Origin of the sequence: Bradyrhizobium stylosanthis (genome assembly GCF_001641335.1) — a bacterium.
Lineage (GTDB): Bacteria > Pseudomonadota > Alphaproteobacteria > Rhizobiales > Xanthobacteraceae > Bradyrhizobium > Bradyrhizobium stylosanthis.
The window spans coordinates 322510-348447 of sequence record NZ_LVEM01000003.1 but is presented as its reverse complement, the minus strand read 5'-3'; the positions used below and the strand labels follow the sequence as shown (position 1 = coordinate 348447).

General features: G+C 64.3%; 26 protein-coding genes. 11 read left to right on the top strand and 15 right to left on the bottom strand.

Annotated features, from left to right (window positions below):
• Positions 1-138 precede the first annotated feature (138 nt).
• Both A7X65_RS21395 and A7X65_RS21390 read left to right on the top strand, forming a co-directional pair.
• Positions 139-1410, top strand: coding sequence for an allantoate amidohydrolase (locus A7X65_RS21395; RefSeq protein ID WP_063688386.1), 1272 nt, complete (start codon positions 139-141; stop codon positions 1408-1410).
• Positions 1411-1504: 94 nt separating this feature from the next.
• Positions 1505-2878 (top strand): hypothetical protein, encoded by a 1374-nt coding sequence (locus A7X65_RS21390; RefSeq protein WP_063688385.1) that lies wholly within the window; start codon positions 1505-1507, stop codon positions 2876-2878.
• Positions 2879-2884: 6 nt separating this feature from the next.
• Here the strand turns inward: A7X65_RS21390 and A7X65_RS21385 are convergent, their stop codons facing one another.
• From A7X65_RS21385 to A7X65_RS21370, 4 genes are all read right to left on the bottom strand, one after another.
• Positions 2885-4204, bottom strand: a complete 1320-nt coding sequence (locus A7X65_RS21385; protein ID WP_063688384.1) for a dicarboxylate/amino acid:cation symporter — start codon at positions 4202-4204, stop codon at positions 2885-2887.
• 109 nt (positions 4205-4313) lie between these two features.
• Positions 4314-6974: an aconitate hydratase AcnA gene (gene acnA, locus A7X65_RS21380; protein ID WP_063688383.1), complete on the bottom strand. Its 2661-nt coding sequence runs from the start codon at positions 6972-6974 to the stop codon at positions 4314-4316.
• 21 nt (positions 6975-6995) lie between these two features.
• On the bottom strand, positions 6996-8315 hold the full coding sequence (locus A7X65_RS21375) for an MFS transporter (protein WP_063688382.1): 1320 nt from the start codon (positions 8313-8315) through the stop codon (positions 6996-6998).
• Between the two features lie 108 nt (positions 8316-8423).
• On the bottom strand, positions 8424-9308 hold the full coding sequence (locus A7X65_RS21370; protein ID WP_063688381.1) for a GntR family transcriptional regulator: 885 nt from the start codon (positions 9306-9308) through the stop codon (positions 8424-8426).
• A 132-nt stretch (positions 9309-9440) separates the two neighbouring features.
• On the opposite strand from A7X65_RS21370, the gene A7X65_RS21365 reads away from it, so the two are divergent.
• Positions 9441-10682: a lactonase family protein gene (locus A7X65_RS21365; RefSeq protein ID WP_245323737.1), complete on the top strand. Its 1242-nt coding sequence runs from the start codon at positions 9441-9443 to the stop codon at positions 10680-10682.
• Between the two features lie 37 nt (positions 10683-10719).
• Here A7X65_RS21365 and A7X65_RS21360 read toward each other — a convergent pair whose 3' ends face one another.
• Positions 10720-11733, bottom strand: a complete 1014-nt coding sequence (locus A7X65_RS21360) for a formamidase (protein ID WP_063688380.1) — start codon at positions 11731-11733, stop codon at positions 10720-10722.
• A 135-nt stretch (positions 11734-11868) separates the two neighbouring features.
• Complete coding sequence (locus A7X65_RS21355) at positions 11869-12090, bottom strand: hypothetical protein (protein ID WP_063688379.1); 222 nt, start codon at positions 12088-12090, stop codon at positions 11869-11871.
• 350 nt (positions 12091-12440) lie between these two features.
• Here A7X65_RS21355 and A7X65_RS21350 point away from each other — a divergent pair, with 350 nt between their 5' ends.
• Positions 12441-12623 carry a hypothetical protein gene (locus tag A7X65_RS21350; protein ID WP_063690668.1) on the top strand — a complete coding sequence of 61 codons (183 nt, stop codon included), beginning with the start codon at positions 12441-12443 and terminating at the stop codon, positions 12621-12623.
• 24 nt (positions 12624-12647) lie between these two features.
• On the opposite strand, the gene A7X65_RS21345 is transcribed toward A7X65_RS21350, so the two are convergent.
• The 3 genes from A7X65_RS21345 to A7X65_RS21335 all read right to left on the bottom strand — a co-directional run bounded on the left by A7X65_RS21345 (position 12648) and on the right by A7X65_RS21335 (position 15324).
• Entirely contained in the window at positions 12648-14024 is a 1377-nt protein-coding gene (locus A7X65_RS21345; RefSeq protein ID WP_063690666.1) for a vWA domain-containing protein, read from the bottom strand.
• 5 nt (positions 14025-14029) lie between these two features.
• Positions 14030-14977 (bottom strand): AAA family ATPase, encoded by a 948-nt coding sequence (locus tag A7X65_RS21340; protein WP_063688377.1) that lies wholly within the window; start codon positions 14975-14977, stop codon positions 14030-14032.
• A gap of 146 nt (positions 14978-15123) precedes the next feature.
• A complete protein-coding gene (locus tag A7X65_RS21335; RefSeq protein ID WP_063688375.1) occupies positions 15124-15324 on the bottom strand; it encodes a hypothetical protein in 201 nt (66 codons plus the stop codon).
• A gap of 223 nt (positions 15325-15547) precedes the next feature.
• Between A7X65_RS21335 and A7X65_RS21330 the strand changes: the two genes are divergently transcribed.
• Positions 15548-16522: a quinone oxidoreductase family protein gene (locus tag A7X65_RS21330; protein WP_063688374.1), complete on the top strand. Its 975-nt coding sequence runs from the start codon at positions 15548-15550 to the stop codon at positions 16520-16522.
• 39 nt (positions 16523-16561) lie between these two features.
• Here A7X65_RS21330 and A7X65_RS21325 read toward each other — a convergent pair whose 3' ends face one another.
• Positions 16562-16837, bottom strand: a complete 276-nt coding sequence (locus tag A7X65_RS21325) for a hypothetical protein (protein WP_063690664.1) — start codon at positions 16835-16837, stop codon at positions 16562-16564.
• A 105-nt stretch (positions 16838-16942) separates the two neighbouring features.
• Positions 16943-17551: a S24 family peptidase gene (locus A7X65_RS21320; RefSeq protein WP_041748162.1), complete on the bottom strand. Its 609-nt coding sequence runs from the start codon at positions 17549-17551 to the stop codon at positions 16943-16945.
• Between the two features lie 170 nt (positions 17552-17721).
• Between A7X65_RS21320 and A7X65_RS21315 the strand changes: the two genes are divergently transcribed.
• Together A7X65_RS21315 and A7X65_RS21310 are read left to right on the top strand one after the other, a co-directional pair.
• Positions 17722-18249 carry a GcrA family cell cycle regulator gene (locus A7X65_RS21315; RefSeq protein WP_063688372.1) on the top strand — a complete coding sequence of 176 codons (528 nt, stop codon included), beginning with the start codon at positions 17722-17724 and terminating at the stop codon, positions 18247-18249.
• A 47-nt stretch (positions 18250-18296) separates the two neighbouring features.
• Complete coding sequence (locus A7X65_RS21310; RefSeq protein ID WP_063688370.1) at positions 18297-18872, top strand: hypothetical protein; 576 nt, start codon at positions 18297-18299, stop codon at positions 18870-18872.
• Between the two features lie 44 nt (positions 18873-18916).
• On the opposite strand, the gene A7X65_RS21305 is transcribed toward A7X65_RS21310, so the two are convergent.
• On the bottom strand, positions 18917-19273 hold the full coding sequence (locus A7X65_RS21305) for a hypothetical protein (protein WP_063688368.1): 357 nt from the start codon (positions 19271-19273) through the stop codon (positions 18917-18919).
• Here A7X65_RS21305 and A7X65_RS21300 point away from each other — a divergent pair.
• From A7X65_RS21300 to A7X65_RS21290, 3 genes are all read left to right on the top strand, one after another.
• Entirely contained in the window at positions 19272-19934 is a 663-nt protein-coding gene (locus tag A7X65_RS21300; RefSeq protein ID WP_245323732.1) for a hypothetical protein, read from the top strand. The genes A7X65_RS21305 and A7X65_RS21300 overlap by 2 nt on opposite strands.
• Positions 19935-20281: 347 nt before the next feature.
• On the top strand, positions 20282-20467 hold the full coding sequence (locus tag A7X65_RS43185; protein WP_063688364.1) for a hypothetical protein: 186 nt from the start codon (positions 20282-20284) through the stop codon (positions 20465-20467).
• A 135-nt stretch (positions 20468-20602) separates the two neighbouring features.
• Positions 20603-20944: a phasin gene (locus A7X65_RS21290; RefSeq protein ID WP_063688362.1), complete on the top strand. Its 342-nt coding sequence runs from the start codon at positions 20603-20605 to the stop codon at positions 20942-20944.
• Positions 20945-21178: 234 nt separating this feature from the next.
• Here the strand turns inward: A7X65_RS21290 and A7X65_RS21285 are convergent, their stop codons facing one another.
• From A7X65_RS21285 to A7X65_RS21275, 3 genes are all read right to left on the bottom strand, one after another.
• A complete protein-coding gene (locus A7X65_RS21285; protein WP_063688358.1) occupies positions 21179-21493 on the bottom strand; it encodes a c-type cytochrome in 315 nt (104 codons plus the stop codon).
• 294 nt (positions 21494-21787) lie between these two features.
• Positions 21788-22618, bottom strand: coding sequence for an alpha/beta hydrolase (locus tag A7X65_RS21280; RefSeq protein ID WP_063688356.1), 831 nt, complete (start codon positions 22616-22618; stop codon positions 21788-21790).
• A 142-nt stretch (positions 22619-22760) separates the two neighbouring features.
• On the bottom strand, positions 22761-24557 hold the full coding sequence (locus tag A7X65_RS21275; RefSeq protein ID WP_063688354.1) for a ShlB/FhaC/HecB family hemolysin secretion/activation protein: 1797 nt from the start codon (positions 24555-24557) through the stop codon (positions 22761-22763).
• A gap of 130 nt (positions 24558-24687) precedes the next feature.
• Here A7X65_RS21275 and A7X65_RS21270 point away from each other — a divergent pair, with 130 nt between their 5' ends.
• Complete coding sequence (locus A7X65_RS21270; protein WP_063688352.1) at positions 24688-25926, top strand: FecR family protein; 1239 nt, start codon at positions 24688-24690, stop codon at positions 25924-25926.
• The last annotated feature ends 12 nt before the right edge of the window (positions 25927-25938 follow it).

Sequence of the window (25938 nt, the reverse complement as noted above, 5' to 3'; positions counted from 1 at the left end):
CGGCTGACAAGGCGTATCCATGCTAACCACGCCCTGACTGGGACGGCACCGCCGGCGATTTTTGCTGGCACCGAACTTGTATCGATTGTCGCAAGGACTGCCGTGCTGCGGTCCTCAAGAGATGGAAAGCTCGCCGAGATGGGCGCTGGTACCGTTCACGATGCATCACTCGGCAAGGAGATCGTTCGCCGCATCAACGAGCTTGCCGCGATCTCGGAGGAGTCCGACAAGCTCACCCGGATCTATCTCAGCAAGGAATTGCGCGCGGCCGCGGACCTGATTTTGGGCTGGATGCGCGAGGCCGGCATGAGCGCGCATCTCGATGCGATCGGCAATGTCTGCGGCCGGTATGAAGGCGAGCGGCCGGGCGCGCCCTGCCTGATGCTCGGTTCGCATTACGACACCGTGCGCGATGCCGGGAAATGGGATGGACCGCTGGGCGTCATCACCGCAATCTCCTGCGTCGCGGATCTCAACCGCCGCGGCAAGCGCCTGCCGTTCGCGATCGAGGTCGTCGGCTTCGCCGACGAGGAGGGGGTGCGGTTTGCCTCGACCCTGCTCGGCAGCCGCGCCGTCGCCGGCACATTCGACGAGAGCGTTCTGAACACGCGCGATCGTGACGGCGTGTCGATGCGCGATGCGCTCATTCAGTTTGGACTGGATCCCGATCACATCGGCGCGGCCGCAAGGGCCCGGCGCGAGCTGCTCGCCTATCTCGAATTGCACATCGAGCAGGGGCCCGTGCTGGAAGCACAGAACCTGCCCGTCGGCGTGGTCACCGCGATCGCGGGCGCGACACGGCTTGCCGCGCGGCTCACCGGGATGGCCGGTCATGCCGGCACGGTGCCGATGGCGCTGAGGCGCGATGCGCTCGCCGGTGCCGCCGAATGCATCGGGGCGATCGAGCAGTTCTGCCGGACCGACGAGGACGGCCTCGTCGGCACCGTCGGTTACATCCAGGCGCGGCCCGGCGCGACCAACGTCATTCCCGGCGAAGTGTCCTTCACCATCGACATGCGCGCGCCGAGCGACATGCACCGCAAGCGCGCGGTTGCCGACGTCGTCCGCCAGATCGAGGCGATTGCAAAGCGTCGGCAACTGGCGCTCCAGCTCGATGTCACCCACGAGAACCGCACCGCGCCCTGCGCGCCCTGGCTCAAGGAGCAGATCGCGCAGGCGATCGGCGCGGAAGGTTTTGGCGTATTCGAGCTGCCGAGCGGGGCCGGCCACGACGGCATGGCCATGATCGACATCGCCGATGTCGGCATGATCTTCGTGCGCTGCCGCGGCGGCATCAGCCATCATCCCGACGAGCATGTCGAGCTCGCCGATGCCGATGCCGGCGCGCGGGTGCTGCTCGGGGTGATCGAGAGTTTCAGGCCGCGGGAGCAATCGGCCGGCCTGGGCTGAGTGCCGGGGCCGAACGTCATCGGGGTGAGACACGAATCGGTCACGATTGGAGTGATGACCGGCCATCGCCGGGATCATGAGACACCAAGCGCATATGAGCGGCGAAATTTCCTTGCCATCACGCCACGGAAATCGGTTTTACCAGGGCATGGCTGCGACCTTCGTCGCCAATGCACTGCAGGCGGTCAACTTTCTCGGCGACAGGTTCCTGAGACAGTCGCCCCATTCGCTGTCGGCGATCGCCGACCTCTACCGGCACTCGATGGACAGCGCCTTTTCGGTGACCGAGGCGTTCCTCGTCACCGGCGCGCCGCACGCCTCGGCCTACTACCCGCGCGACTTCGCCTGGTTCTACCCTGATGTTCTCGACCCTGAGACCATCATGGACTCGCAGGACGCGGTGCGCCGGGCGCGCCTGCTCGAAAAAAGCGTGCGCCTGCTGCTGGAGGCGGTTCGCGCCGACGTCGTCACGACGACCATCGTCCCGGCGGGACGCGGCCGGTATCTCGGCGTGAACTATTTCTCGCGCCCCTCGGACACGCTGCTCGGCATTATCGCCGGCCTCCAGCAGATGCTCTCGGCCGAGGAGCGGGCGTCGTCCTATCTGGCGATGTCGCAATGCGCGCATGCCGGCCGCCTGCTGCTGGCCGAATACGGCGCCGATCTGAAGCGGGCGATCCTGAAGCTTGCGAGCGAACTCGAATCGTTCGAGGCCTATGGTGTCGGATATTTGCTGTGCGACGCCAGTGGGCCCCGCTCGGCGGCAACGGACACGCGGGCCGAGCGCCGGCGTTTCGTCACCAATGCCTGCGTCTACACGACCTTCGTGTGGGGCGTGCAGCTCGGGGTAGTCGACGAGAGCGAGCTGAAGCGGCTGCTCGGGCGCGACCTCGCGCAGTACAAGAGGGACCTGCTCCGCCTGTTCGGCAAGGAAGGCTATGTCAGGCATTCGCTCGACGGCCCGGCGGGCCCGCCGGTGTCCCTGGTCGCGCTGGATTTCGTCAGCGTGCATCGCGGCTTCTGGGACATGAGCGATGCCGGCGAGCGCGCGCTGTTCGCGGCGACGACGGATCTGATCATCGCCGAGCCGCGCTTCCGCATCCCCAGCACGTTCCATTTCTTCGTCTCGACGGACAATCCGCGCAACAAGATGATCCACAAGATCGCGGCGCCGGCCTACCAGGGACGTTCGTCCTGGCCGACGTTCAACGTCGAGTTCGCGGATCGCATGCTGGACTTCGACGAAGCCTCGGGGAGCGACACCTACCGGGTCTATGCGCAGGGGATTCTAAAGGACATCCGCACCGCGACCGAGGTCCACGGCGGGTATCAGGAGTTGATCTCGGAGCAGGGCCTGAAATATCGCACCTGGGCCTACAAGGGCGCGGTGGCGCATTCCTGGTTTCCGCGTTTCCTGTCGGTCTGGAGGAGGGCGTATGGAACGCCGCTCCTCCAGTGGAATGATTGATCGACCTTATCCCGCGGTCACATCCACGAGCTCACCGCCCTCGAGAACCTTGGCCGCCTTGGCGCGGTCGAGATCGCCTTCCCAGGCCGCCACGACGACCGTCGCCACGCAGTTGCCGACGAGATTGCCGAGCGCGCGGGCCATGCCGATGAACCAGTCGACCGACAGCACCAGCACGAGACCGATCGCGGGGATGCTCGGTACCGCGTTCAATGTCGCGGCCAGGATCACGATGGCTGAACCCGGAACACCGTGCGCGCCCTTCGACGTGATCAGGGAGACGCCGAGCACCAGCAGCAAATCGCCGAAGGACAGCGGCGTGTTGGTCGCCTGCGCGATGAACACGACGGCGAGCGTGAGGTAGATCGAGAAGGCGTCGAGGTTGAAGGAATAGCCGGTCGGGATGACGAGCCCGACCACGGAATCCTTCACGCCCATGCGCTCCAGCTTCTTCATGATCTGCGGCAGCACCGCGTCCGACGAGGCGGTCGCGAGCACGATCATCAGCTCCTCGCGCAGGTAAGCGAGGAATTTGAGGATGTTGATTCCGGCGAGCGCCATCACGCCGCCGAGCACGCCCAGCACGAAGATGCCGACCGAGACGTAGAACAGCATTACCAGCGAGACGAGCTGCTTCAGCGAGCCAACGCCGTATTTGCCGACGGTGTAGGCGACTGCGCCGAGCACGCCGAGCGGTGCGACGCGTACAATGAGCCCCATGACACGGAACAGCACCGTGGAGGCCGCGTCGATCATGTTGGTGACCAGCGCGCCCTTCTCGCCGCCGACGAGGGCAAGGCCGACGCCGAACAGAACCGCGAAGAACAGCACCTGGAGCACATCGTTGCGCGACAGCGCGTCGAAGGAGGTGGTCGGAATTACGTTCATCAGGAAGGCGCCGATGCCGCCGCCGGACAGCTTGTGGGCGTTGTCGGCGTAGGTGTTGAGCGCCTTGGCGTCCAGCGTCGACGGATCGATGTTCATGCCGTGGCCGGGGCCGAAGAGATAAGCGAGCAGAAGGCCGACCACGAGCGCCACGGTCGTCATGACCTCGAAATAGACCAGCGCCTTGACGCCGACGCGGCCGACCTTCTTGAGGTCGCCGGCACCGGCAATACCGTGAACGACGACGCAGAACACGATCGGCGCCACGATCATCGAGATCAGCTTCAGGAAGGCGTCGCTGAGAATCTTGAGGCCGATGGCGAAATCCGGGACGGCCATCCCCAGGATGACGCCAAGCACGAGCGCGGCCAGGACCTGGACGAACAGCGAGGTGTAGAGCGGCTTGGACTCGGCGGCCGGGGCCGCGGCAATGGTCGACATGAGAACTCCCCCGTTTCGGACGACGCTTCCGTCGTCCAAAAAGGGAGCAACAACCGTGCCAGAATGTCGCGGTTACCCCCTGGAAACCGGGAGTTTGCCCCTCAGTGGCTCAAAGCGGTGCGGCGACAGGCCGTAAGGAAGCCGGCCTGCGGGCCTCACCGGCCGCTTCAGTCGAATTTCGCTGCAGGATCAGCGGCAGCAGTCCGCCGACGCGCAGGATCTCGCATTCCAGGTTGGTCTCCACCGCTGCGGTCGCCGTGAAGCGGTCGATCTCGGCGCCGTCCCGCAGGATGCGAACGGCGACCGCGGCGCGCGGCGCGAGCGCTTCGACGGTTGCGTCGATCTCTAGCCTGTCGTCCGGCCTCAGCCCAAGCGCTTGCGGCCCGTGGTTCGCGGGAAGACGCAGCGGCAGAATGCCCATGCCGATCAGATTGGAGCGATGAATGCGCTCGAAGCTCAGCGCCAGCACGGCGCGCGCCCCGAGCAGGGCGACGCCCTTCGCGGCCCAATCGCGCGAGGAGCCCATGCCGTAGCGTTCGCCGGCCACGATGACCACGGACCGTCCGTCCTGCGCATAGCGGTCCGCCGCCAGACGAAGCGGCAGGCGCTCGCCCGAGCTCGCAAGGATCGTGTGCCCGGGCGGCAGGTCGGGATCGAGCAGGTTGCGCACGCTCTTGTTGGTGAAGAGCCCGCGCAGCATCACCTCCCAATTGCCGCGGCGCGAGGCGAAGACATTGAGGTCTTGCGGATCCTCGCCGCGTGCGACGAGATAGCGGGCCGCCTCGCTGTTCGCTCCGATCGCGCCCGCCGGGGAGATGTGGTCCGTTGTGATGTCGTCGCCAAGCACGAGCAGTGGCGTTGCCGCAAAGTGGCCGAGACGCGTGCCATGGCCGAAATCCGCAAAGGGCGGACGGCGAATGTAGGTGGAGGCGTCGTCCCAGGGAAACAGCGCGGTGCCGGGCGCCTCGAAGGCGGCCCAGTCGGCGCTCGCTTCGGCGGCGTCATAGGCGCTGCCGACATCGCTTGCTTCATGGGCGCGGGCCAGCGCCGCATCGATCTCGGGACCGGTTGGCCAGAGATCGGCAAGGCGCACCTCCGCTCCGGCGCCGTCGCGCGCGATCGGATCTTGCAGGATGTTGCGGTTGACGTCGCCGGCCAGTGCGAAGGCGATGACGAGCGGAGGCGAAGCGAGAAAGGCAAGTTCGATCTGCGAATGCACGCGGCCGGGAAAGTTGCGGTTGCCCGACAGCACGGCCACGGGCGTCGCCTGCTTGGCAGCGACCGCGCTTGCCATGGCCGGCGCCAGCGGTCCCGAATTGCCGATGCAGGTCGTGCAGCCATAGCCCACGATGCCGAAGCCCAGCGCTTCGAGATCTTCCAGCAGACCGGCGCGCTGCAAATAGCGCTCGGCCGTCGGCGAGCCCGGCGCGAGCGAGGTCTTGACCCAGGCAGGCGGCTTGAGCCCGCGCCGGCGCGCCTTGCGGGCGAGGAGGCCCGAGGCGATCAGAAGACGCGCGTCGGACGTGTTGGTGCAACTCGTGATCGCGGCGATCGCAACCGCGCCGTCGGCCGGCGGGCTCCCGCGACCTGTGTCCGCGGCTGGAGCCGCGCGCTCCAGGCCGAGCGTCTCGGCTGTCCTGCCGGCGGCGATACGGTCCTGCGGGCGGCATGGGCCGGCAAGGCTCACCTCGACCTCGTCGAGGTTGATGGTGATCGTCTCGGTGTAGCGGGGCTCGGCGGCCGGATCGAACCAGAGCTGTTGGCGGCGTGCATAGGCCTCGACCAGCGCGAGCTGCTCGCGCGACCGGCCGGTTTGCCCGAGATAGTCGAGCGTCCGGCCGTCGATCGGGAAGTAGCCGGAATTGCCGCCGAACTCCGGTGTCATGTTGGCGACGACGGAACGATCTCCGGCCGAGAGCGCGGCGACACCAGGTCCGAAGAACTCGACGAAGCGATCGGCAAGATCGATCCGGCGCAGGCGCTCGGTGACGGTCAATGCGAGATCGGTGGCCAGCACGCCCTCGCGTAAGCGTCCCGTCAGGCGGACGCCGACGATCTCGGGGACCCGCATCGTCACGGGCATGCCGAACATCACGCTTTCGGCCTCGAGCCCACCGACGCCCCAGGCGAGCACACCGATGCCGTTGATCATGGGCGTGTGGCTGTCGGTGCCGATCAGCGTGTCGGGTATGGCCCACAGCTGGCCGTCGCGTGTCGTGGTCGCCACGACGCTGGCGAGACGCTCGAGGTTGAGGGTGTGCATGATGCCGGTGCCCGGCGGATGCACGCGCACGCCGTCGAGCGCCTGGCTTGCCCATTTCATGAAGCGATAGCGCTCGCCATTGCGCTTGAGCTCGTGCGCCATGTTCAGCCGCATCGCATCCGGACGCGCGAACACGTCGACGCCGAGGGAGTGGTCGGTCGAGACGTCGACGGGAAGGACCGGATTGAGGCGGTTGGGGTCGCCGCCAGCCTCGGCAAGCGAGGCGCGCAGTCCCGCGATGTCGACCAGCGCGGGGCCGCAGGTGGTGTCGTGCATGAGAACGCGCGAGGGCTGGAACGCGATCTCGCGGTCACTGCGACCTTCGGCGAGCCAACCGAGGATGGCGGCGGCCGATTGATCCTGCTCGTCGCCGCCGTTGCGCAGCACGTTTTCGAGCAGGATGCGCAGGATCATGGGCAGGCGGGAAAGGCTCTCGCCCGCCACGGACGTGATGTCGGCGATGCGGTAGGTCTGCGATCTGCTGACGAGGGTTGCGAAGGCGGTCATCGTTTCATCCTGGCTGCGACGTCAAGCATGTTGCTCGGCTGGCTGCGTCTTTGCCTCGTCCGCATTCTCCATCCTGGCAAACCAGGTCATCAGGAACGACACGAACAGCAGTCCGCTGAGGAACAGTAGCCCGCCATAGGTGCTGCCGGTCCAGTCCTTGATGGCGCCGATGGCATAGGGACCGACGAAGCCGCCGAGATTGCCGATCGAGTTGATCGCCGCGATCGACACCGCCGCCGTCGAGCGCGTCAGGAACAGGCCGGGCAAGGACCAGAACGGCGACTTGAAGGCGTAGATGCCCGCGAGCGATAGCGAGATCAGGGTCATGGCGATGGCAGGCTGGACCACGAGGCCGGTGAGCCCGAGCGCGACCGCGCCCCAGAGCAGCGGGATCGCCGAATGCTTCTGCCGCTCGCCGGTGCGATCGGAGTTGCGCGACCACAGCACCATGACCACGGTGGCGAAGGCGTAGGGCAGCATGGCGATCAGCCCGACCTCGAAATTCGTCAGCGACGACGACAAGCCCTTGATGATCTGCGGCATCCACAATCCGATGCCGAGATTGCCGACCTGGTAGATGAAATAGATCACCGACAGGAACAGCACTTTCGGATTGGTGATGGCGGCGATGATTCCGAGATGCTGTACGTTGCGCCGGCCGGCCTGGTCCTTGCGCAGCTCGTCCGTCAGCCAGTCGCGCTCCTGCGGCGTGAGCCATTTCGCCTGCTCGGGGCGATCCGTCATGATGAAGTAGTTGAGGATGCCGGCGATGATGGCGGGACCGCCCTCGAGCAGCAGCATCCAGCGCCAGCCGCTGAGACCGAAGCCTCCGACGTGGTCCATGATCCAGGTGCTCAGGGGGGCGCCGATCAGGTAGGAGACCGGAATGGCGGCGGTGAACAGGGCCACGGTCGTGGCCTGCTCCTTGGCGCGGAACCAGTAGGTCAGATAGATGATGATGCCGGGGAAGAAGCCGGCTTCCGCGACGCCGAGCAGGAAGCGCAGGATGTAGAGCTGTGTCGCGCTCTGCACGAAAGCGGTTGCGGTCGCGACGATGCCCCAGCTGATCAGGATGCGGGAGATCCAGATGCGGGCGCCGTATTTGTTGAGCGCAACGTTGCTCGGCACCTCAAACAGGAAATAGCCGATGAAGAAGATGCCGGCGGCGAAGCCGAAGGCTTCGCTCGTCAACGCGAGCTCCTTGTTCATCTGCAGCGCCGCATAGCCGATATTGGCGCGGTCGAGATAGGAAATGACGTAGAGGCCGAAGCAATAGGGCACGATGCGCCAAAGCACTTTGCGCATGGTGGATTGCTCGATGGTCGCTGTGCTGGCGGACATTGGCGCGCTCCCGTTGGGGGCTTGTCTGACAACGCCGACCTTCCCCTGCAGGCGGGCGCCTTGCAGGCAATTATGCATTTTATAATATAAAATACAATACCGTCAGAATCAGACCTTGGGGACCTTGATCAGGCCGGCGCCCTCGATGTGAACGCGGAGGAAGTCGGATGCCTCCTGCCGCAGGCCTTTTTCCAGCAAAGTCAGGATGTTGATGTGCTCGCGGCACTGGATCGGCAGGCGGCTGCGGTCCACCGTGATGCGATACTCCACCAGCCGGCGCAGCCGGTTCACGCGCTTGACCGCGTCGAGAAAGAACGGATTGCGCGCGCAGCCGACCAGCATCTCGTGGAACTCGGCATTGGCGGCAAAAACCTCCGAGCGCGATGCGCGCTTGTAGGCGCCATCGAGCAGCCATTGCTGCTGTTCCCGTGCGGCGGCGAAGGCCGCAAGATCGATCTCGAAGCTCGGCAGCAGCAAGGCTTGCGGCTCAAGCGCGACGCGCAGTTGATAGCCCTGCTGATAGCTCTCGCGCGAGGTGAGCAGCGGGCCGAACGCCCAGCCGTTGCCCGGCAGGCGTTCGATCCAGCCTTCATCGGCGATTTTCGTGAGAATCTTCAGAAGGCGCGTGCGCGAGAGGCCGTAGCGGCGCATCAGCTCGTTCTCGCTGACCTTGTCCGGAAGCTTGCCCGCAAGGCGATCCTCGGCGATCGCGAAATACCATTCATCCTCGCGTTCGGGCTCGGTGTCCTCGGCATCGGGCAGATCGGGAAGCTCGCCGGCGCCCTTGACCAGGAAGAAGCCGCGATTGGGTTCGGAGCGCACCACGTTCATGTCTTCGAGGATCTGGAGCGCTGCGTTGATCGGTGCGCGCGACACCCGCAACGCATCCGCGAGCGTCTGGCTCGGCAGGTGCTGTTCGGCCTGCAAGCCGTTGGCGCGGATGTAGTCGAGAATCCGGGCTGTCATCTGGGTCGCGAGATTGGGGCGTGGCATTGGCGACTCGGGCTGATCCTGACTGGCGAGATGTCGCCCAACGGCGGGCGCGGCACAAGCGGTCGCAGAACTCTTCCTTGCGCCTTCCGCGGAATTGTGTTTTAAAAAATAAAAAGCAATATGGGGAGAGGCATGACGCCTGGATATTCTGTTGTGCGCGACGCCTCGTCTGTCGGCACCGATCGGGCGGGTCTCACGCGACGCGTCTTCGCGCAGCTCATCGCCGCCGGCGCCGTGACCTCCGCATTGCCTGCCGCATCTGCGCAACCGCCGGGAGCCCACAAGGAGAACACCATGCTCGAAGGCTCTCGCTCATTCGTCTATGTCGGCGCGCGTACCACAAAAGAGCGCAATGCCCGCGGCGACGGGCTCAACGTCTATGCGATGGACAATGCGACCGGGGCCTGGAGTCACGTCCAGCTGCTTGGCGACCTCGTCAATCCTTCGTTCCTCGCCTTCGACAGGACGCATCGGTTTCTCTACACGGTGCACGGCGATCTCAGTGACATCACCGCGATGGCAATCGACCCCGCGAACGGCAAGCTCAGCGTGATCAATCGCCAGAGCACCGAGGGGAAGAACCCCGTCCATCTCGCAATTGATCCGGGAAACCGGTTCGTGGTGGTGGCCAATCACATTACCTCCACACTTGCGCTGTTGCCGCGCCGGGACGACGGCTCGCTCGGCGCTGTGATCGATCTCGTCAAGCTGGAAGGAAAGATCGGGCCGCACCGGGTGGAGCAGCCGTTCGCCAAGCCGCATCAGGTCGAGTTCGATCCGTCGGGGGCATTCATCGTCGTGCCGGACAAGGGGCTCGATCTGGTTTTCACCTATCGGATCGATGCCGCGAGCGGAAAGCTCGTGCAGGCGGCCAAACCGGTCCCGGCGCGCGAGGGCGCCGGCCCGCGCCACGTCGCGTTTCATCCGGGCGGGCGCCTTGCTTATGTCGTCAACGAATTGGACTCGACCGTCACGGCTTACCATTTCGATCCCGCAACGGGCGCGCTTGCTCCGTTCCAGATCGTCTCTGCGGTTCCGGATGCCTTCACGGGCAACAGCCGTGCTGCCGAGATCGCCGTGTCTGCGGATGGCCGTTTCGTCTATGCCTCGAACCGTGGCGACGACAGCATCGCGACCTTTGCCGTCGATGCGTCCAGCGGACGATTGAGTGCCGTTGATTGGACCGCGAGTGGCGGCAAGACCCCGCGCTTCTTCGCGCTCAATCCTTCAGGCAGATTCCTGTTCGCGGCGAACGAAGACAGCGATACGGCCGTGCTCTTCAGCCGCAATCCAGACAACGGCCGCATCGCCAGAACGGAGCAGACCGTGAAGGTCGGAAGTCCCGTCTGCATCCTCATCAGGCCGTCCGCCTAGGAACGAGCTTCTTCTGAAGGCTGGCGTCACTCTGCCGTCATTCCGCAGCTTTGGCGATCCGGCCGAACATCCGGGTCGGAGCCGGGAAGCCGCAAGAGGTGCCGTCGGTGACCTTGACCTGATCTTCCCAGGGCAGGCGGAAGGTGCCGGCGACCATGTCCTGCATGAAGGTGTAGGGGCAATCCATCGCGCCGCCCTTCACCGCGACATAGCCGCGGTGCCAGAGCTGGTAGATGTTGTTCTCGACGCCCCAGTTGATGCGGGCCTCGCGCACGAGGTCCGGGCGAACCTCGGCGGTGATGATCTCGTCGGCGCGGCCGGTGCTGCCGTGCGCCAGCACGGTGCCGTCGAAATTGACGATCATGCCTTCGCCCATGGAATCGAACGACCCATCCGATCCGCACATGCAGACATTCGCCGTGACCATCAGGTTCTGGAACGAATTGGCCTGGTTGGTGAAGCGCCAGGCGTCGCGGATCGGCGCGGTGTAGCCGGCGGTGCGGATCATGATCTCGGCGCCCTTGTAGGCGCATTCCCGCGCCATCTCCGGGAACATGCCGTCATGGCAGATGATCAGCGCGATCTTGGCACCCTTCGGCCCCTCGATCACGGGAATGCCGACATCGCCGGGCTCCCATGGCTCGACCGGAATCCAGGGATGGAGTTTTCGGTAATAGAGCTTGATCTCGCCGTGGTCGTCGATGATCAGCCCTGAATTGTAGGGATTGCCGTGCGGGTTGAACTCCATGATGGAGAAGCAGCCCCAGATCTTGTTGTCGACGCAGGCCTTCTTGAAGGCCGCGACCTCCGGGCCATCAAGCCGGCACATGATCTCCGGATTGGTGTCCATCGAGAGGCCATGCAGGGAGTATTCGGGGAAGACCACCAGATCCATGGTGGAAAGATTGCGGCGCGCCTTGCCGACCATCCAGACGATGCGCTCGGTCTGCTTGGCCAGATCGGTCGGGGTCACGACATTGGGCAGCTGAAGCTGGACAAGTCCGACGACCACGCCGTTGGGAGATTTGTTCAGCCCACCGAGTCCGTTCATGATCAGCTCCCTTGCCTGTCCGGCACTGCGTCGTTGCGCGCCGGATCTTGTCGCAGGAAGCAAATCCGATTTCGGTGCAGAGCTAAAGATTATTTTTCAGGCGACGGCGCAGTTTCGCGGCAGCAGGCAAGCTCGTCACGCGACGAGATCGAGTAGACGGCACGATCCACGCACCAGCACCTTGCGTCCCGCGGGGGTGATCGCAGGCACGCCGTCATTCATGACGACGAGTCCGAGCTTGACCAGGCTTTCGCTGAGATAGGCCTTCGAGAGGCGACCGTTCGACACCGGATTGCGAAGCGCCTTCAGCGCTTCCCACTGGTCATGTGAAAGATCGAAGTCGAAATCGTTGCTCATGTTGCCTCAGCCGATAGTCCGGTTCGCGTGCCTCTGTTAGCGGCGCCGCATGAAGACCGTGCGACGACAATGAGTCGGGAATCCGGTCGGCTGTTTAGAACGCCTCTTCACAAATTGCCGCACTTCGTTGCGCCACAAGAGTTAAGATAGTTTGCGCACAAATATCGTCCCGATGTGCGATCACTAATTGATGATCCGCACTTGATGTTGCGCTGCGACTGCCGCGGTGCACGGGAAGCATCGCTGTCCCATTCTGCGTCGCGATATGCACAGAAATCATGAGGCGAGGGACGCAGGACTCAGTTACGCTGATTCGCGGGGAATGGCTTCACAAGGCAGGAGTGGAGTGCATGAACAGGCTGGTGGAAATTCGCAGTCAGGAATCCCTGTGTCGCGAGCGCGCTGCGCTCGATTCAGAACGCCGGGTATTCTGGCTCGCGCAGGCCCAGGAGTGGGAGCAGCGTGCGCTCGACGAAATCGCCTACCACTTTCGGGAGTGCAACCTCGTCCAGGCCGAGTTGACTGCCGCCTGACGCCGAAGAAGGCGTCGTTACCGCCTATTGGTACGTCGCCACGATGTCGGACACCGCGCGCTCGAGCTGTTGCGCGGTGGCACATTGGCGCACGACGCTGCAGAAGGTCGCGTAGCGCGGCATCTCGGAATCGCCAAAGCCCCAGGCGAGCCGCCCTTCCGGATTGAGCCAGACCAGCCGCTTCGAGCGCTCGGAGATGCGGCGCAGGATGTCGGCGCGCGGATCGAGATTGTTGCTGCGGGCATCGCCGAGCACGATCACCGTGGTCTGCGGCGTCAGCGTGCTCATGAATTCCTTCTCGAAATCGACCAGCGACGAGCCGTAGTCGGACGAGCCGAAACCCACCTTGGACATGATCTCGGCCATCGCCTCTTCCGGCGACTTCGCTTCCAGGATCTCGCTGACCTCGATCAGATGCGAGGAGAAGGCGAAGGAGTGGACGTCGTCGACCACCTCGTGCAGGGAGTGGATCAGCAGCAGGAAGAAGTCGGACACTTGCGCGACCGAGCCCGAGACATCGCACAGGGCGACGATTTTCGGCCGGTCACGATGCTTGCGCTTCCACGCGGTGAGGAAGGGCACGCCGCCCCAGGCCGCGTTCCGGCGCAGCGTGCGGCGGACGTCGAGATGGCCGCGGCGCTGGCGCTTGCGCGGCTTGGAGTAGCGCTCGCGCAGCCGGCGCGCGATCTGGCGGATGAGGGCGCGCATCTCGGCGACCTGGCGCCGCTCGATGCGCGCCAGCGGTGCGTTGCGCAGGATGTCGTTGCGGAGGTTCTCGGCCTCCTCGCGGGCATAGAGCGCAAGCCCCTGCGAGACCGTGTCGCGCACCGCCTCGCGTAAGGCATCGAGCGCGCCGCGGAGACGCTCGGCCAGCGCCGGGTTGCTTGCGGTCAGCTCGTCGAGCTCGTCGCGCAGGCGCTGGAGGCCCATCGCATCGAGGATCCGGCTGGAGAAGATGCCGCGCTGGGTCGAGTAGCGGATGTCGGACAGGGACGCCGCACCGGCCGCGCTCGCGATCGCGGCCGCGATGGCATTGCGATCCTGCGACAGCAGCATCTGCGCGAGCGGTCCGAGTTCCTGTTGCTGCGGACCGCCGCCGGCGTCACTGGCCGCGCCGGAAGAGGGCGCTTGATCCGGATCCTGCGAAGCATCCTGGTCCGCGCTCTCGGGCTGCTCCTGCCGCGGCTCCGGCTGGCTGAAGAACAGATCGAAGCAGTCGCCGAGCGCGAGCTTCTCGTCCTGCGATTTGGCGAGCGTCAGCAGCAGGGCGTCGCGCAGGACGGCCCGGTCGGAAAAGCCGACCTGCGACACTGCACGCATCGCATCGATGCTTTCGGCAGGCGAGACGTGGACGCCCACGCCGCGCGCCGCCCGAAAGAAACGATGAAGGTTCTCGCGCATCGGCGTCAACCGAAGACGTTGGACCGGGCTGCCTTGGCAATGAAGGTCGTCACCTGCGGCGTTGCCGCCTCGATGTCGGCCTCGTATTTCAGGAGCACGTTGAGGGTGTCCTTGACGATGTCGGTGTCGAGCTCGGAAGCCTGGAGCAGCACCAGGACGCGCGCCCAGTCGATGGTCTCGCTGACGGAGGGAAGCTTCTTCAGGTCCAGCGAGCGGATTTCGTGGATGAAGCCGACCATCTGCCGGCGCAGCGTCTGCGAGATGCCGGGCACGCGGCTTTCGACGATGCGCTCTTCGAGCCGCTGCTCGGGGAAGCCGATGTGCAGATGCAGGCAGCGCCGCTTCAAGGCATCGCCCAGGTCGCGCTCGCTGTTGGAGGTGAGAATCACCGTCGGCGGCGTGATCGCGGAAACTGTGCCGAGCTCGGGGATGGTGACCTGGAAGTCGGAGAGAATTTCGAGCAGCAGCGATTCGAATTCCGCGTCCGACTTGTCGATCTCGTCGATCAACAGCACGCAGCCGCCCGGCTGCTCCAGCGCCTGGAGCAGGGGGCGCGGCTCGACGAATTCCTTGGAGAAGAACACGTCGCCGAAATCATGGAGCTGGTCGAGCGCGGCGTGCAGCGTCTGCGCGCCGCCGAGCACCTCGCCGAGCTTGTCCTTGAGGATCTGGGTGTAGAGCAGCTGCTTGGCGTATTTCCACTCGTACAGCGCCTTGGCCTCGTCGAGACCCTCGTAGCACTGCAGGCGGATCATCTTCTTGCCGCGCCAGGCGGCGATCGCCTTGGCAAGCTCGGTCTTGCCGACACCCGCGGGACCTTCGACCAGGATCGGCTTCTCGATCTGCTGCGACAAATAGACGGCGGTCGCGATCTGCCGGCTCGCGATGTAGCCCTGCGCGGCGAGGCCGCTCTCCACTGCCTCGATCGACGTCGAGGCCTTCTGATCAGCCACGAAATGGCGCTCCCAAAGGTCTTGCTTTAAGGCTTGTTCTGCCTGCGTTCCCGGCAAAGAACAAGCCTCGTTTGGGAGACATCAGATCCGCGTGAGCGGCATTTTTTCCGTTCAGCGCAAATAGTTGAGCGGCTCGCCGGTCGCGTTCAGTGCCGCAGCAGCTCCGGCTTGCGGATCGTCTGCCGGACCTCGGCGCCGCAATCGGCGCATTCATAGATGAAGTCGATCTTGGCAAGGCTCCAATGCGGCTCGACCTCGCGCACATACATTGGCAGGAACCCCATGCACGTCGGGCAAATCACAGGCGCGATTTCGATGTCCTGATGATGCTGTACATAAGCTGGCATCACGGCTCTCCTTCGCAGGCGACCACCAAACCCCGCGCAAAAGCTACTACCGGTTGCTTCGGAGCCGTCATCAACTCTTTCGAACAGAGGCGGAACGGCGGTCGTTTGTCGTTCCCTGTGACATTCTTGATACGTCTCTGTACTGTAACGGGCGGACCAAATGCCTATTTCACAGGCCGATCCGGTTCTCGGACCTTCACTGCAACGATAAGGGAGCAACCCAATGACGCATGCCATTCGTTTTCACAAACCCGGTGGCCCTGAAGTCCTGGTCTGGGAAGAGGTCAGCGTCGGCAAACCCGGGCCGGGTGAGGCGCGCATCCGGCACACCGCGGTCGGCCTCAACTTCGTCGACATCTACAACCGGTCGGGCCTCTATCCGGCGCCGCTGCCGAGCGGGCTCGGCAGCGAGGCTGCCGGCGTCGTCGAGGAAGTCGGCGCAGGCGTCACCGATTTGAAGCCGGGCGATCGTGTCGCCTACGGCGCCTCGCCGCTGGGAGCTTACTCGGAGGCGCGGCTGATCCCTGCCGACCGTTTGCTGAAGCTGCCCGATGGTGTCGACGACAAGACCGCGGCGGCAATGATGCTGAAGGGACTGACCACGCAATATCTGATCCGGCAGACCTACCGGGTGAAGGCCGGTGACACCATCCTGCTTCACGCCGCGGCCGGCGGCGTCGGCCTGATCCTGAGCCAGTGGGCCAAGCATCTCGGCGCGACCGTGATCGGCACCGTCAGCAACGACGAGAAGGCGAAGCTCGCCAAGGCGCATGGCTGCGACCATGTGATCATCTACACGAGGGAAGATTTCGTGAAGCGGGTCGACGAGATCACCGGCGGCAAGAAGGTGCCGGTGGTGTACGATTCCGTCGGCAAGGACACGTTCCTGAAATCGCTGGATTGTCTCGCGCCGCTCGGCGTCGCAGCGTTGTTCGGCCAGTCCTCGGGCGCGGTCGAGCCGCTCAATCTCGGCCTGCTGGCGCAGAAGGGCTCGCTCTACGTCACCCGGCCGACGCTGTTCACCTACGCCGCCAAGCGAGAGAGCCTGGTGGCGATGGCGGGCGAGCTGTTCGACGTCGTCAAGTCCGGTGCGGTGAAGATCGAGGTCCACCAGACCTATCCGCTGAAGGACGCGGCCAAGGCGCATGCCGATCTCGCTGCGCGCAAGACGACGGGATCGACCGTTCTCCTGGTGTAATATTCGGCCGGATGCCGGTGCAGGCCGCCGCGGCCTGCATCACGTCCGTTCGTGCTTGCGCAGGTCGCGGGCGTGATCGAGGCGGATGGCCTGAAGGTCGATATCTTCGGGCTCGATCTGTGGGAGGGCCGCCTCCGCCAGGATGGCCTCGGTCACGTCCTCGACTGCGTTCTCCGCGATCTCGTGGATGAACGAGACGTTCCGATATTCACCGGATGCGACGCGGGAGACGACCTCGCGCCTCGTGATTTCAGGATCGACGACTGCCTCGCGGCCGCGCCGCCCGTAGTCGATCATCACGACGAAATACTGCATCAAAACGGCCCTGCCGCGCCCCATGACCTGGCGGCGCGGCAGAGTATTTCCGAAAATCAGAATAAAGTCAAGGTCGATTTCCAAAAATCGGAAATCGTCCTGTGTCTACTTGCCCTTCTTTCGGGGGCGCGCCGACTTGGCCCGCAGCCGTTCGAGCTGCCCCTTGGGCATGGACAGGCAGATTTCGCCGACCCACTCGAGCTTGACGCCGACGATCGGCTTGGCGTTGAAGCTGGTGAGATTGACGACGGACGGGGATTTGCCCCGCTCGATGGTCTTCAGATAGCGCTCGCCGGTCTTGAGGCGGACCACCGCCTCTTCGCCGTAGAAGCTCGACAGCGGATGGCGCTGGTCCTTGTAGACAACGATCACGTCGCCGCTCTCGTATTTGGGCAGCATCGAATCGCCGACGATCTCGAAGGCGACGGTTTCTTCCATGATCGGGAAGGGCAGCGCGATGTCACCGAGACCTTCCGGCGGAACCTGCTCGTAATCCGGTTCGATCACCGCGCCGGCGCCGACGCGGCCCATGATCGGTGCGAGATTGAGCTCGAGATATTCCATGATCGGGATGATTTCCGAGGCCTTCACCAGACGCTCGCCGCCGAGGATCTCCGATACCGCGCCGGGCCGCACACCCATGGCTGCCGCCAGGCCGCCCTTGCTCTTGCCCGTTTTCTCCAGGCCCCGCTCGATCATAGCAACGTCCAACATGGTGATTCCCTCGATTGCCCATCGTGTCGCCTCTTGTAATCCGAAATTCGGAATTGATGCAATTATGAATATCAGAATTACGGCTTGACACGCGCTTCGGAATAACGGAATGTGTCTCCCGCTTCCGGTCGCACGCACGATCGGCGGGGCACACATCACAGGACAGCATCATGGAACCGGGCCACTGGCCGTCGGAACACTCCGACGCGCTTCGCGACTATTTTCGCAAGGGGATGTCTTATGCGGAGATCGCGCGACAGATTAACGCAGGATTCGGAACAGCTTACACGCGCAGTGCGGTGATCGGCCGCGCCAAGCGGCTCGGGCTTGTCGTGCCGGAATGGATCACGAGCCCGTCGGTCGCGCCGTTTCTTCCCGGTGAGCCCTATCTGATCTCGCCGCGCCGGGCCGCGCTGCCGAACCTGAACCTGCCGCCGAAGTCCGCAATGAAGCCTGCGGCGCAAGTGACGTTGCGCTGTGTCGGCGTCCAGCCGCGCCTCGTCGAACTGGTCGCGCTCGAGAAGGTCGACTGCCGCTATCCCTATGGCGGCGACAAGGACGGGGAGGCGATCGCCTTTTGCGGCCATCCGCGTCAGCCGGGCTCGAGCTATTGCGCGCCGCATGCGCGTCTGACGCGCCGCTCCGGAGCGGCGTCCGCCCGTGCTCCCGTCGTGCTGAGGCTGGTCAGCGCCTCCTGAGAGCGCCCGCAATCCGTTCAATCGTCAGTCTTGCAAGGAGCATCCGAGTGGCACGTGCCCGACGTAACAAGTCCTACAAATTGATGCAGATCCACGACCGGCGGTCGCGGGAGGTGCCGTTCAATGCCGAAGTGGCGGAGGTGGAGATCGACAATCCGCTCGCACTCGAGCAGGGCGAGAAGGTCCTGGCGATCCGGTCGATCCGCAGCGACCCGCTCGGGCGGCTGCACGCGCACCACCAGATCGACGAAGCGCAATACCGCGGCGGGCGCGCCTTCCAGAACGATTGGGAGCGGGCGGAGCGGGGACCTCAGGCCGTGGATACGACCCGCGAATATGTCGATGGGACGGGCACGCGCGAACCCGTCACCGAGAGCCAGCGACAGGCGGTGCTGCGGCTGAACCGGATCGAGCGCGAGCTTGGCACCGACGGCGCCGCGCTGGTTCACGACGTGCTGGTGCTGGGTCTGACCATGGACCAGATCGGGCAGCGCCGTGCCGTTCGGACGCAGCGCTGGAACGATTATTTCGGGCGCCGGTTTCGCGAATGCCTCGATCGGCTGGCACTGATCTACGGCTTTGCGACCGAGGCGGGGGCACGGCGTGCGGACCGACGCAGATGACCGGGCGCGCCGGCGGGCCGACCGCCGGCGCGCCGTTCTCGTCCTTACGGATGAGGGACGATCTGGTAGGGCGTGGTGTAGGGCTCGACGCGCAGCGAGGCGTTGGCCAAAAGCCCGATCTTGGCGGTCGGCGCCTGCTGCAATTCGCCATTCGGGCCGCGATGCACGTTGTATTGCCAGACGGTGAGGTCGCCCTTCTGCGCCAGCGCGTGAGCGACCGCGCTCGCATCGTTGCCGCCGAGCGCCTGAAGCTCTTCCGACGACAGTCCGACGACGATTTCGTCCTTGATGGTGACGATCTTGAACAGGTTCATCTTGGTCTCCTGCGCCCATGCGCCTTGTATCGAGAGGGTGAGAAGCGCGACCGCGGCGCCCTTGATGAGATCGCAGCGAGAAAGCATGCCGTCGTCCTTTGGTGCTGACGCGCGCCCGAATCAATCCGTCATCAGCCATGGCGCCCGTGATCTGCGTGGCCGTTTCGCAACCGCTTGGTCGTTCGATCTTGAACAACGGTTCACGGGCGGAAATATCCCGGGGCCGGTGAACCTCGATGCGGAGAGGCGAGTCCAAGCCAAAGTCTCGTGGGGAATATGTCAGATGAAATTCGCCGGAATGGTTTGCCTGCTCGTGTCGGTTGCAGCCGCCGGCAGCGCCGCGGCCGCGGATCCCTTCTATATCGGCAGCTGGATCTTCACGTCCGCCGTGGTCGCGCCGTGGGGCGATCGGCAGCGCAAGCCTGACGATTCCGAGCGGTTGCGGCTGATGGGCAAGGCGGTGGTCTTCAAGGGGCGAGAGATCGCAGGGCCGCGCCCCTTTGCCTGCGCCAGGCCGCAATACAAGGTGACCGACTACGGTCCCGACATGATCTTCCAGGGGGCCTTCGACGAGATGCAGCGTGTCGACAAGAAGGCCGATCCGAAGGCGCTTGCCGCCTCGCTCGGCTTTGCCGGCGTCCCGATCAAGACCCTGGAGACCGGATGCGAGATCGACGTTCACTTTGTCGACGATACAACCGCCGAGGTGGGACTCAACAATTACGTGTATACGCTGAAAAAGCGCTAGCCCGCTTCCGTCGATGCCCGTTCACACTGGAAACAAGGCGAAATGCAGAGCTGATTGACAACGATCAGGGCTCTGTGCGTGATTGATGCCGCTTCTTGACGCAGATGGGTGACGGCGGCTCATATTCCTGTTATCCGGAATTGCGGTGGTGCGATGCAGATGAAGCATCGCTAAGCTGTTGGTTGGGCTTGCCGGATCGGTTGTTCCTTGGCATAATTGCAACCTGCTCGGTGAGCCCGTCCGTTCGAGCGTGTGTTGAGCGTGCTAATGTGCAGGACCCGGGTCGAGCGTTCGTTCTCGGCATGGCGTCCGGTGATGTTAAGGCCGATGCTTGTCATAGGTGCGAGATGAAGAACCTCAATTTCGCGACTGAGCTGCACCTCAAGCTCGGCGCGCCTGCGAGTGGTACCGTCGAAAGCCTCCGCCTGCTCCGTGCTTTCCTGAAGCTCGCGCCCCGACAGCGTTTCGAGGTGATCAAGCTCGTCGAAGACCTCGCCACGGAGGAAGCCCTCCCGGAACATCCCCTGTCCTGAGCCTGGCGCCGCCTCTCGCGCCATTTTCGCCATTTTCCCGCCCAAGCCGGCGCCCCGGGGACGTTTGCCCCGGCGTTCGCTGCTGGAAGGCGGTCCGGCAAGTGTGGTATCCAGTCAGGAAAAAGGGAGGAGACCATGATCGAACCGAAGCTCGAAGTTCCGGCCGAACTGCGTGACCTGGCCGAGAAGACGATCGACCAGGCCGAAAAGGCATTCGGCATGTTTTTCGACGCAGCCACGAAATCGATGTCATCCGTTCCGGGCGCAGGGACGGACGTGTCGAAGCAGGCCCTCGCTTTCACCGAGCAGAACATGAAGTCGGCCTTCGAGCATGCACGCAAGCTCGTTCATGCCACCGATCTTCAGGAAGCGATGCGAATCCAGTCCGACTTCCTGCGCAGCCAGTTCACCAGCGCAGGGGACCACATGCGGCAGATGACCGGTAGCCTCATGCAACCGGGCAAGGGCAAGTCCTGATTGCTGGTCTGTGCGGTTCCTGCGTGCCTACAAATTGGTCTTGCGCGGCTTCTCGATCCGCATTTCGATGTTAACGCAGGTCCATGGTGGGCCACCGAATGATGTCTCATTCGCCGTCCACCATCCTTTCTGCTGATCCCTGTCGGTCCTCCGGCAGGGATTTGCATTTTGAGGCGGGTGTCACGTTCCGCGGGCGCTCTGAAGCGCGATGAGACCGCGAGACATCATCGTGCCCTACGGACGCAGCGATCCGATGTAGGCCGCGATGTCGCCGGCCTCGGTACGGCTCAACGGAAAGTTCGGCATTTTCGGGTGCGGGTCGAGCAGGAAGAAGGCGAGCTTCTCCGGATTGAAGTCCGGCCGGCGTGCAACGGCCGCGAAGGAGGGGACGTCGGCGCTCGCCTGCGTCTGGCCGTTGGCCACCACATGGCAGCTTGCGCACCAGCGCTTTGCGAGATCGGCACCGTGACCGGCGTCGGCTGCGAGAGCAGGCGACGAACTCGAGGTCACGGCCAGCAGCAGGCAGATCCGTCTCAAATGGAGGTACATCGGGTAGCCCTCATGCGCTCGCTTGCGGCCGCTCGGCTCATCCGCAGCACGATCCCGGGAATTGGGAGAGATCGATGCGGGCGATGATCGACCGGAGCATCCTTCGGGCGGACCGATAGAGATGCCGCGCGAAACCCGGCATTCTCGTCGCGGGCAGGCGAAGATGTCTCGTATCAAGGCGCTTCGTATCGAGGGTTTCGGTGATGTGCGACACGTGCCTCTCCGGGATGGTGAGGCCCTGTCTATCGCGATCGGTCCGGAGTTGCCTTGATCTGCCGCAAAGGGCGGACCCGGCTAGTAGTCGCCGGGGTTCATGATCATCGGGGTTTTCGTGTCGACCGGCGCGAGCGCGCTGCTGGCGCTGTCGCGCAGGAAGCGATCGAGCGTCGCCTGGATCTTCTCCTTGACCGCATCGGGGCCGCGATCGCTCATCTCGTTATGCTGCGCACCGGTATGTACAATGTCGATGCCGAGTGCCTTTGCCTCTTCCGGGGTCGGCAGCACGCCCGAGTCGGTCTGGAAATGCGGATCCTTCGATCGGAACGACAGGATCTTCATGTTGTCGCTGAGGACGAAAGGTACCCGCAGATTGTCGAGCGTGATGACTTTCGACACCAGCTCCGGGTGCTGATGGGCGACATACATCGAGACGTCGCCGCCGTTGGAATGCCCAACGAGGGTGATGTGGTCGTAGTCCGCGTTCTCCTGCCGCCGCTTCAGCTCGCCCAGCGTAAACAGGATGTTGGCCTCGCAGCGAATATAGACCTCGCGCCGGCCGACATATTGCTGGCCGACATCGGTCATCAGCGGCGGATCGCTCGGCAGGTCCTGCTGGAGGCTGGCAACGAGATAGCCGCGCGCGGCGAGCACGTTGGCAAGGAAGGAATATTCCGTGGCCTTGACGGTGTTGCCGTTGCTGATGATGGCGAGCGGGAGCTTCCAGAGACCGAGATTGGCCTTGGTCTCGTAATCGCGCCGCACCGCGATCTCGACCGAGATCGGCCGCTGGCGCGAGGCGTCGAACAGGGTCAAAGTCTCGTGGCGGATCGCGAACCGGCTGACGATGAAATATTCGCCGACCGCGAGGACGCAAAAGAACGCCAGAAATGCAAACACCCTCTTCATGATTCCGTCCCGATCACTTTTGACTGAAAATGGTCATAGGAAGCCCCCAAATCGACCGATCGTGAGCAGGTTACGGGATTAAATTTAGGCAAGTCTGTGAGCAAGGCCGCAAACGACATGCCCTGTTGCGGAGAGCAATGGGCTAGAGACAACCGCCCCTGCCGCGTTCGGGGCAAAGCCGGAACGCGCTCGAGAGCGTGAACAGGAAGCGGGGGCTGCGGCGCTCATTGTCCGGCGCCGGGTAGCTCAAGGGGACGGCCACGCCGAGATCGGCCTGGAGGTCGTCCCACAGGAAGAAGCGCACGCCGGCTCCGGCGGACGTCAGCGCCAGGCCATCGCTCAGCCGGTAACCGTCGTTCCAGACCGCGCCGGCGTCGCCGAAGGCGTAGAGCTGATAGCCGCTCCAGTAGCGAAAATTGAGCTTCTGGTCGAAGCGCAGCTCCAGCGAGCCGGCAAGACCGTTGTCGCCGCTGATCTCGGCAGCGCCATAGCCCCGTCCGAACGCCGCGCCGCCGAGATAGAATTGCTGCGAGGTGAACAGCGGCCGAGATGCCGTCTGGCTCGCCGCAGAGAGCTTGAGCGACAAGGCGTCGCTGATCGTCTGGTAGCGCGTGAACCAGAGGTTCAGCACCGAGAAGTTCGACGAGGCGCCGTCCCGCGACAGCAGATCGTCGTCGAAATGCGAGGCGCCGAAGACGTCGAGGCCCTGGCGGAAGGTCACCGTCGCGAAGTTGGTGCCGCCGAAGCGATCCTGCAGCCGGTAGTCGGCGGTCAGGCTCGCGGTCCTGATGTGGTCGTTGTACCAGGGGCCGTACAGATCGTGCTCCGACACGTTGCTGAAGGTCCCGGCCACGGTGAGCGTCAGTGCCGAGGATTGCGACATGAAGGGCACGGCGCTTGCGCGCAGCTCGAAAGCTTCGGTCGTGGTGATGTCGCTGTCGAGGCGGCGGGCGTCGCCGGGCCGGACCGCACTGTACAGGACCGACGCGCCGAGCCGCACGCCGTCGACGCCGACAGGTGCGTCATAGGACAGCCGGGCAAAGCCGAGCTCGCGCGGATCGTTGGCAATGGTCGACAGGTTGACCGCCAGTGTATCGCCGGGTGTGAGATAGGAGTTGAATGCGCCGGTCGCGTAGGTTTGCCAGGGGCCGACCGAGGACGAGCCGAGATTGTCGAGGCCAAACGACGAGAAGACGTGCCAGGTCTTCAGATAAACGACGAGGCGGAAACGGCCGGTCGTGCCGCCGATCTCCTCCAGCGCGGTGTCGGTGATGCGAACGCCCGGCCGGGCGTTGATGAGGAACAGCTGCCGTTCGAGCGTTGCCAGCCGCGACGGCTGCTCGGCCAGGATCGGCGCGAGCATCGGCCTCACGCCGAACTGCTCGGCGCCGTCGCCTTTCAGCTCTGTCTGGACGATGGCGCCTTCGATCACCTGGATGCGGACGCGGCCGTCGGCGATGTCTTGCGGCGGCACAATGGCCCGGCTCAGATGGAAGCCGTCGGCGCGGTAGAGATCGCTGATCGCACCGGCGATCGTGGCAAGGTCCGCCTGCGAGACCTTCTTGCCGAGATAGGGTTGATAGACCGCGGCGATCCGATCGCGCGGGATGGCGTGAGCACCGGCGACATTGATGCCGCGCAGCACGAATTGGGGCTTGGTATCACCGCCGGTGTTGGGCTGTCCGACTGTCGGGAGCCTGACCGGAGGGCGGTTTAACGTTTCCCGCTCGGTTTGGTTTTCAAAGTATTTTTCGGGCTGGCGAGGATCGAAACCTGGCTGGTTCGCCTGTTGTGCGAATGCTTGCGGGACTCCCGCAAAAGTCGATGCCAACAGCAGCAGCGTGGTAAGCGGATGCCGCTTCTCAATGCGCGCAACGAACCCGTCTCCGTAGTTTGACGGAGAGCCTCTCAGAAAACGGTAAGGGGTCGTTAGCCACATGATTTTTCATAGTTTTTTATGGTCAATGATTGGTTAATGCGGCGGTTCCATCGCGCGGTTCCCGCTAATCCTCTCTTGAGTGATTTCGGATACGCCTCAGGTCCTGACGTAACGCGGACTGAGGATCGGCATGCTCGGCAGACATGGACTACGGTGCGCCTTCGTGGCAGCGCTGACGCTGGGGATGGCCTCCGCTGCGTGGGCCGCGGACGACGGCGTCTGGTCGGTCAGCAAGGCCACCGGTGAGGTCTGGATCGCGGCCGACGGCGCGCAACAGGTCGCGCTGAATCAGGACGAGACGCTCAAGCCCGGCAACACCATTCGCACCGGACGCAACGGCCGGGTGCTGCTCGTCCGCGGCGAGGAGACCATCCTGATCTCCCCCAATTCGGTGGTCGCCCTGCCGGCCGAGAAGAAGGATGGACTCTCGACCACGATCATCCAGCAGGCGGGGTCGATCCTGCTCGAGGTCGAGAAGCGCAACGTCAAGCATTTCGAGGTCGAGACGCCCTATCTCGCCGCCGTGGTCAAGGGTACGCAGTTCAGCGTCACGGTGGGGGCCGGCAACACCAAGGTCGGCGTGATCCGCGGCCAGGTCGAGGTCTCCGATTTCAAGACCGGACAGGTCGCACAGATCATGCCGGGACAATCGGCCACCGCTTTCGAGCACGGCAAGCCCGGCCTCAGCCTCGGCGGCACCGGCACCTTCAATCCGATCGAGCACGGCAAGCCGCGCGCCTCGACGATCGAGCGCATTCCGGTGCCGAAGTCCGGCCTGTCCGCGCCGCGCAACGCGGCCAACGGCCATGCGATCCATGCGCTCGGTCCGATCGACAAGGGCAACAAGGTCGCCGGTGCGCTCAAGCAAGCGCAGCAGGCAGGCGGAGCGCATGCGCCCAAGGCCGGCGTCGTGCGCATCTCGAGCTCGCTCGGCGAGGTCAAGCTGAATGTCCACAAGGTCACGCACGGGCTCGCCCATGGCGGCGTCGCAGCGGCGCGCGTGCGCAACGCGAACGCCAATGCCGGCACCGGTATCGGCACGGCCACGGTGTGGAGCGACGGCTCGACGAACACCACCACCACAGCCTCCAACAGCTCCACCATGACGGCGGTCGCCGCGAGCAGCAGCGCATCGACGGCCAGCGCCGCATCGGCGTCGTCGAGTGCGACGACGACCGTTGCGACCACCACCGGGTCGAGCAGCACTGTGTCAACCGGAACGTCCGGGACCGGGAGCAGCGGAACGGGTGCGACCGGCAACGGAAGCGGCGGCACTGGCAACAATGGCAACGGCGGTAACAACGGCCACAACGGAAACGGCAACAACGGCCACCATTACGGTTGGTACTGGGGCAGGGGCCATCATTAGGACCGTGCACTC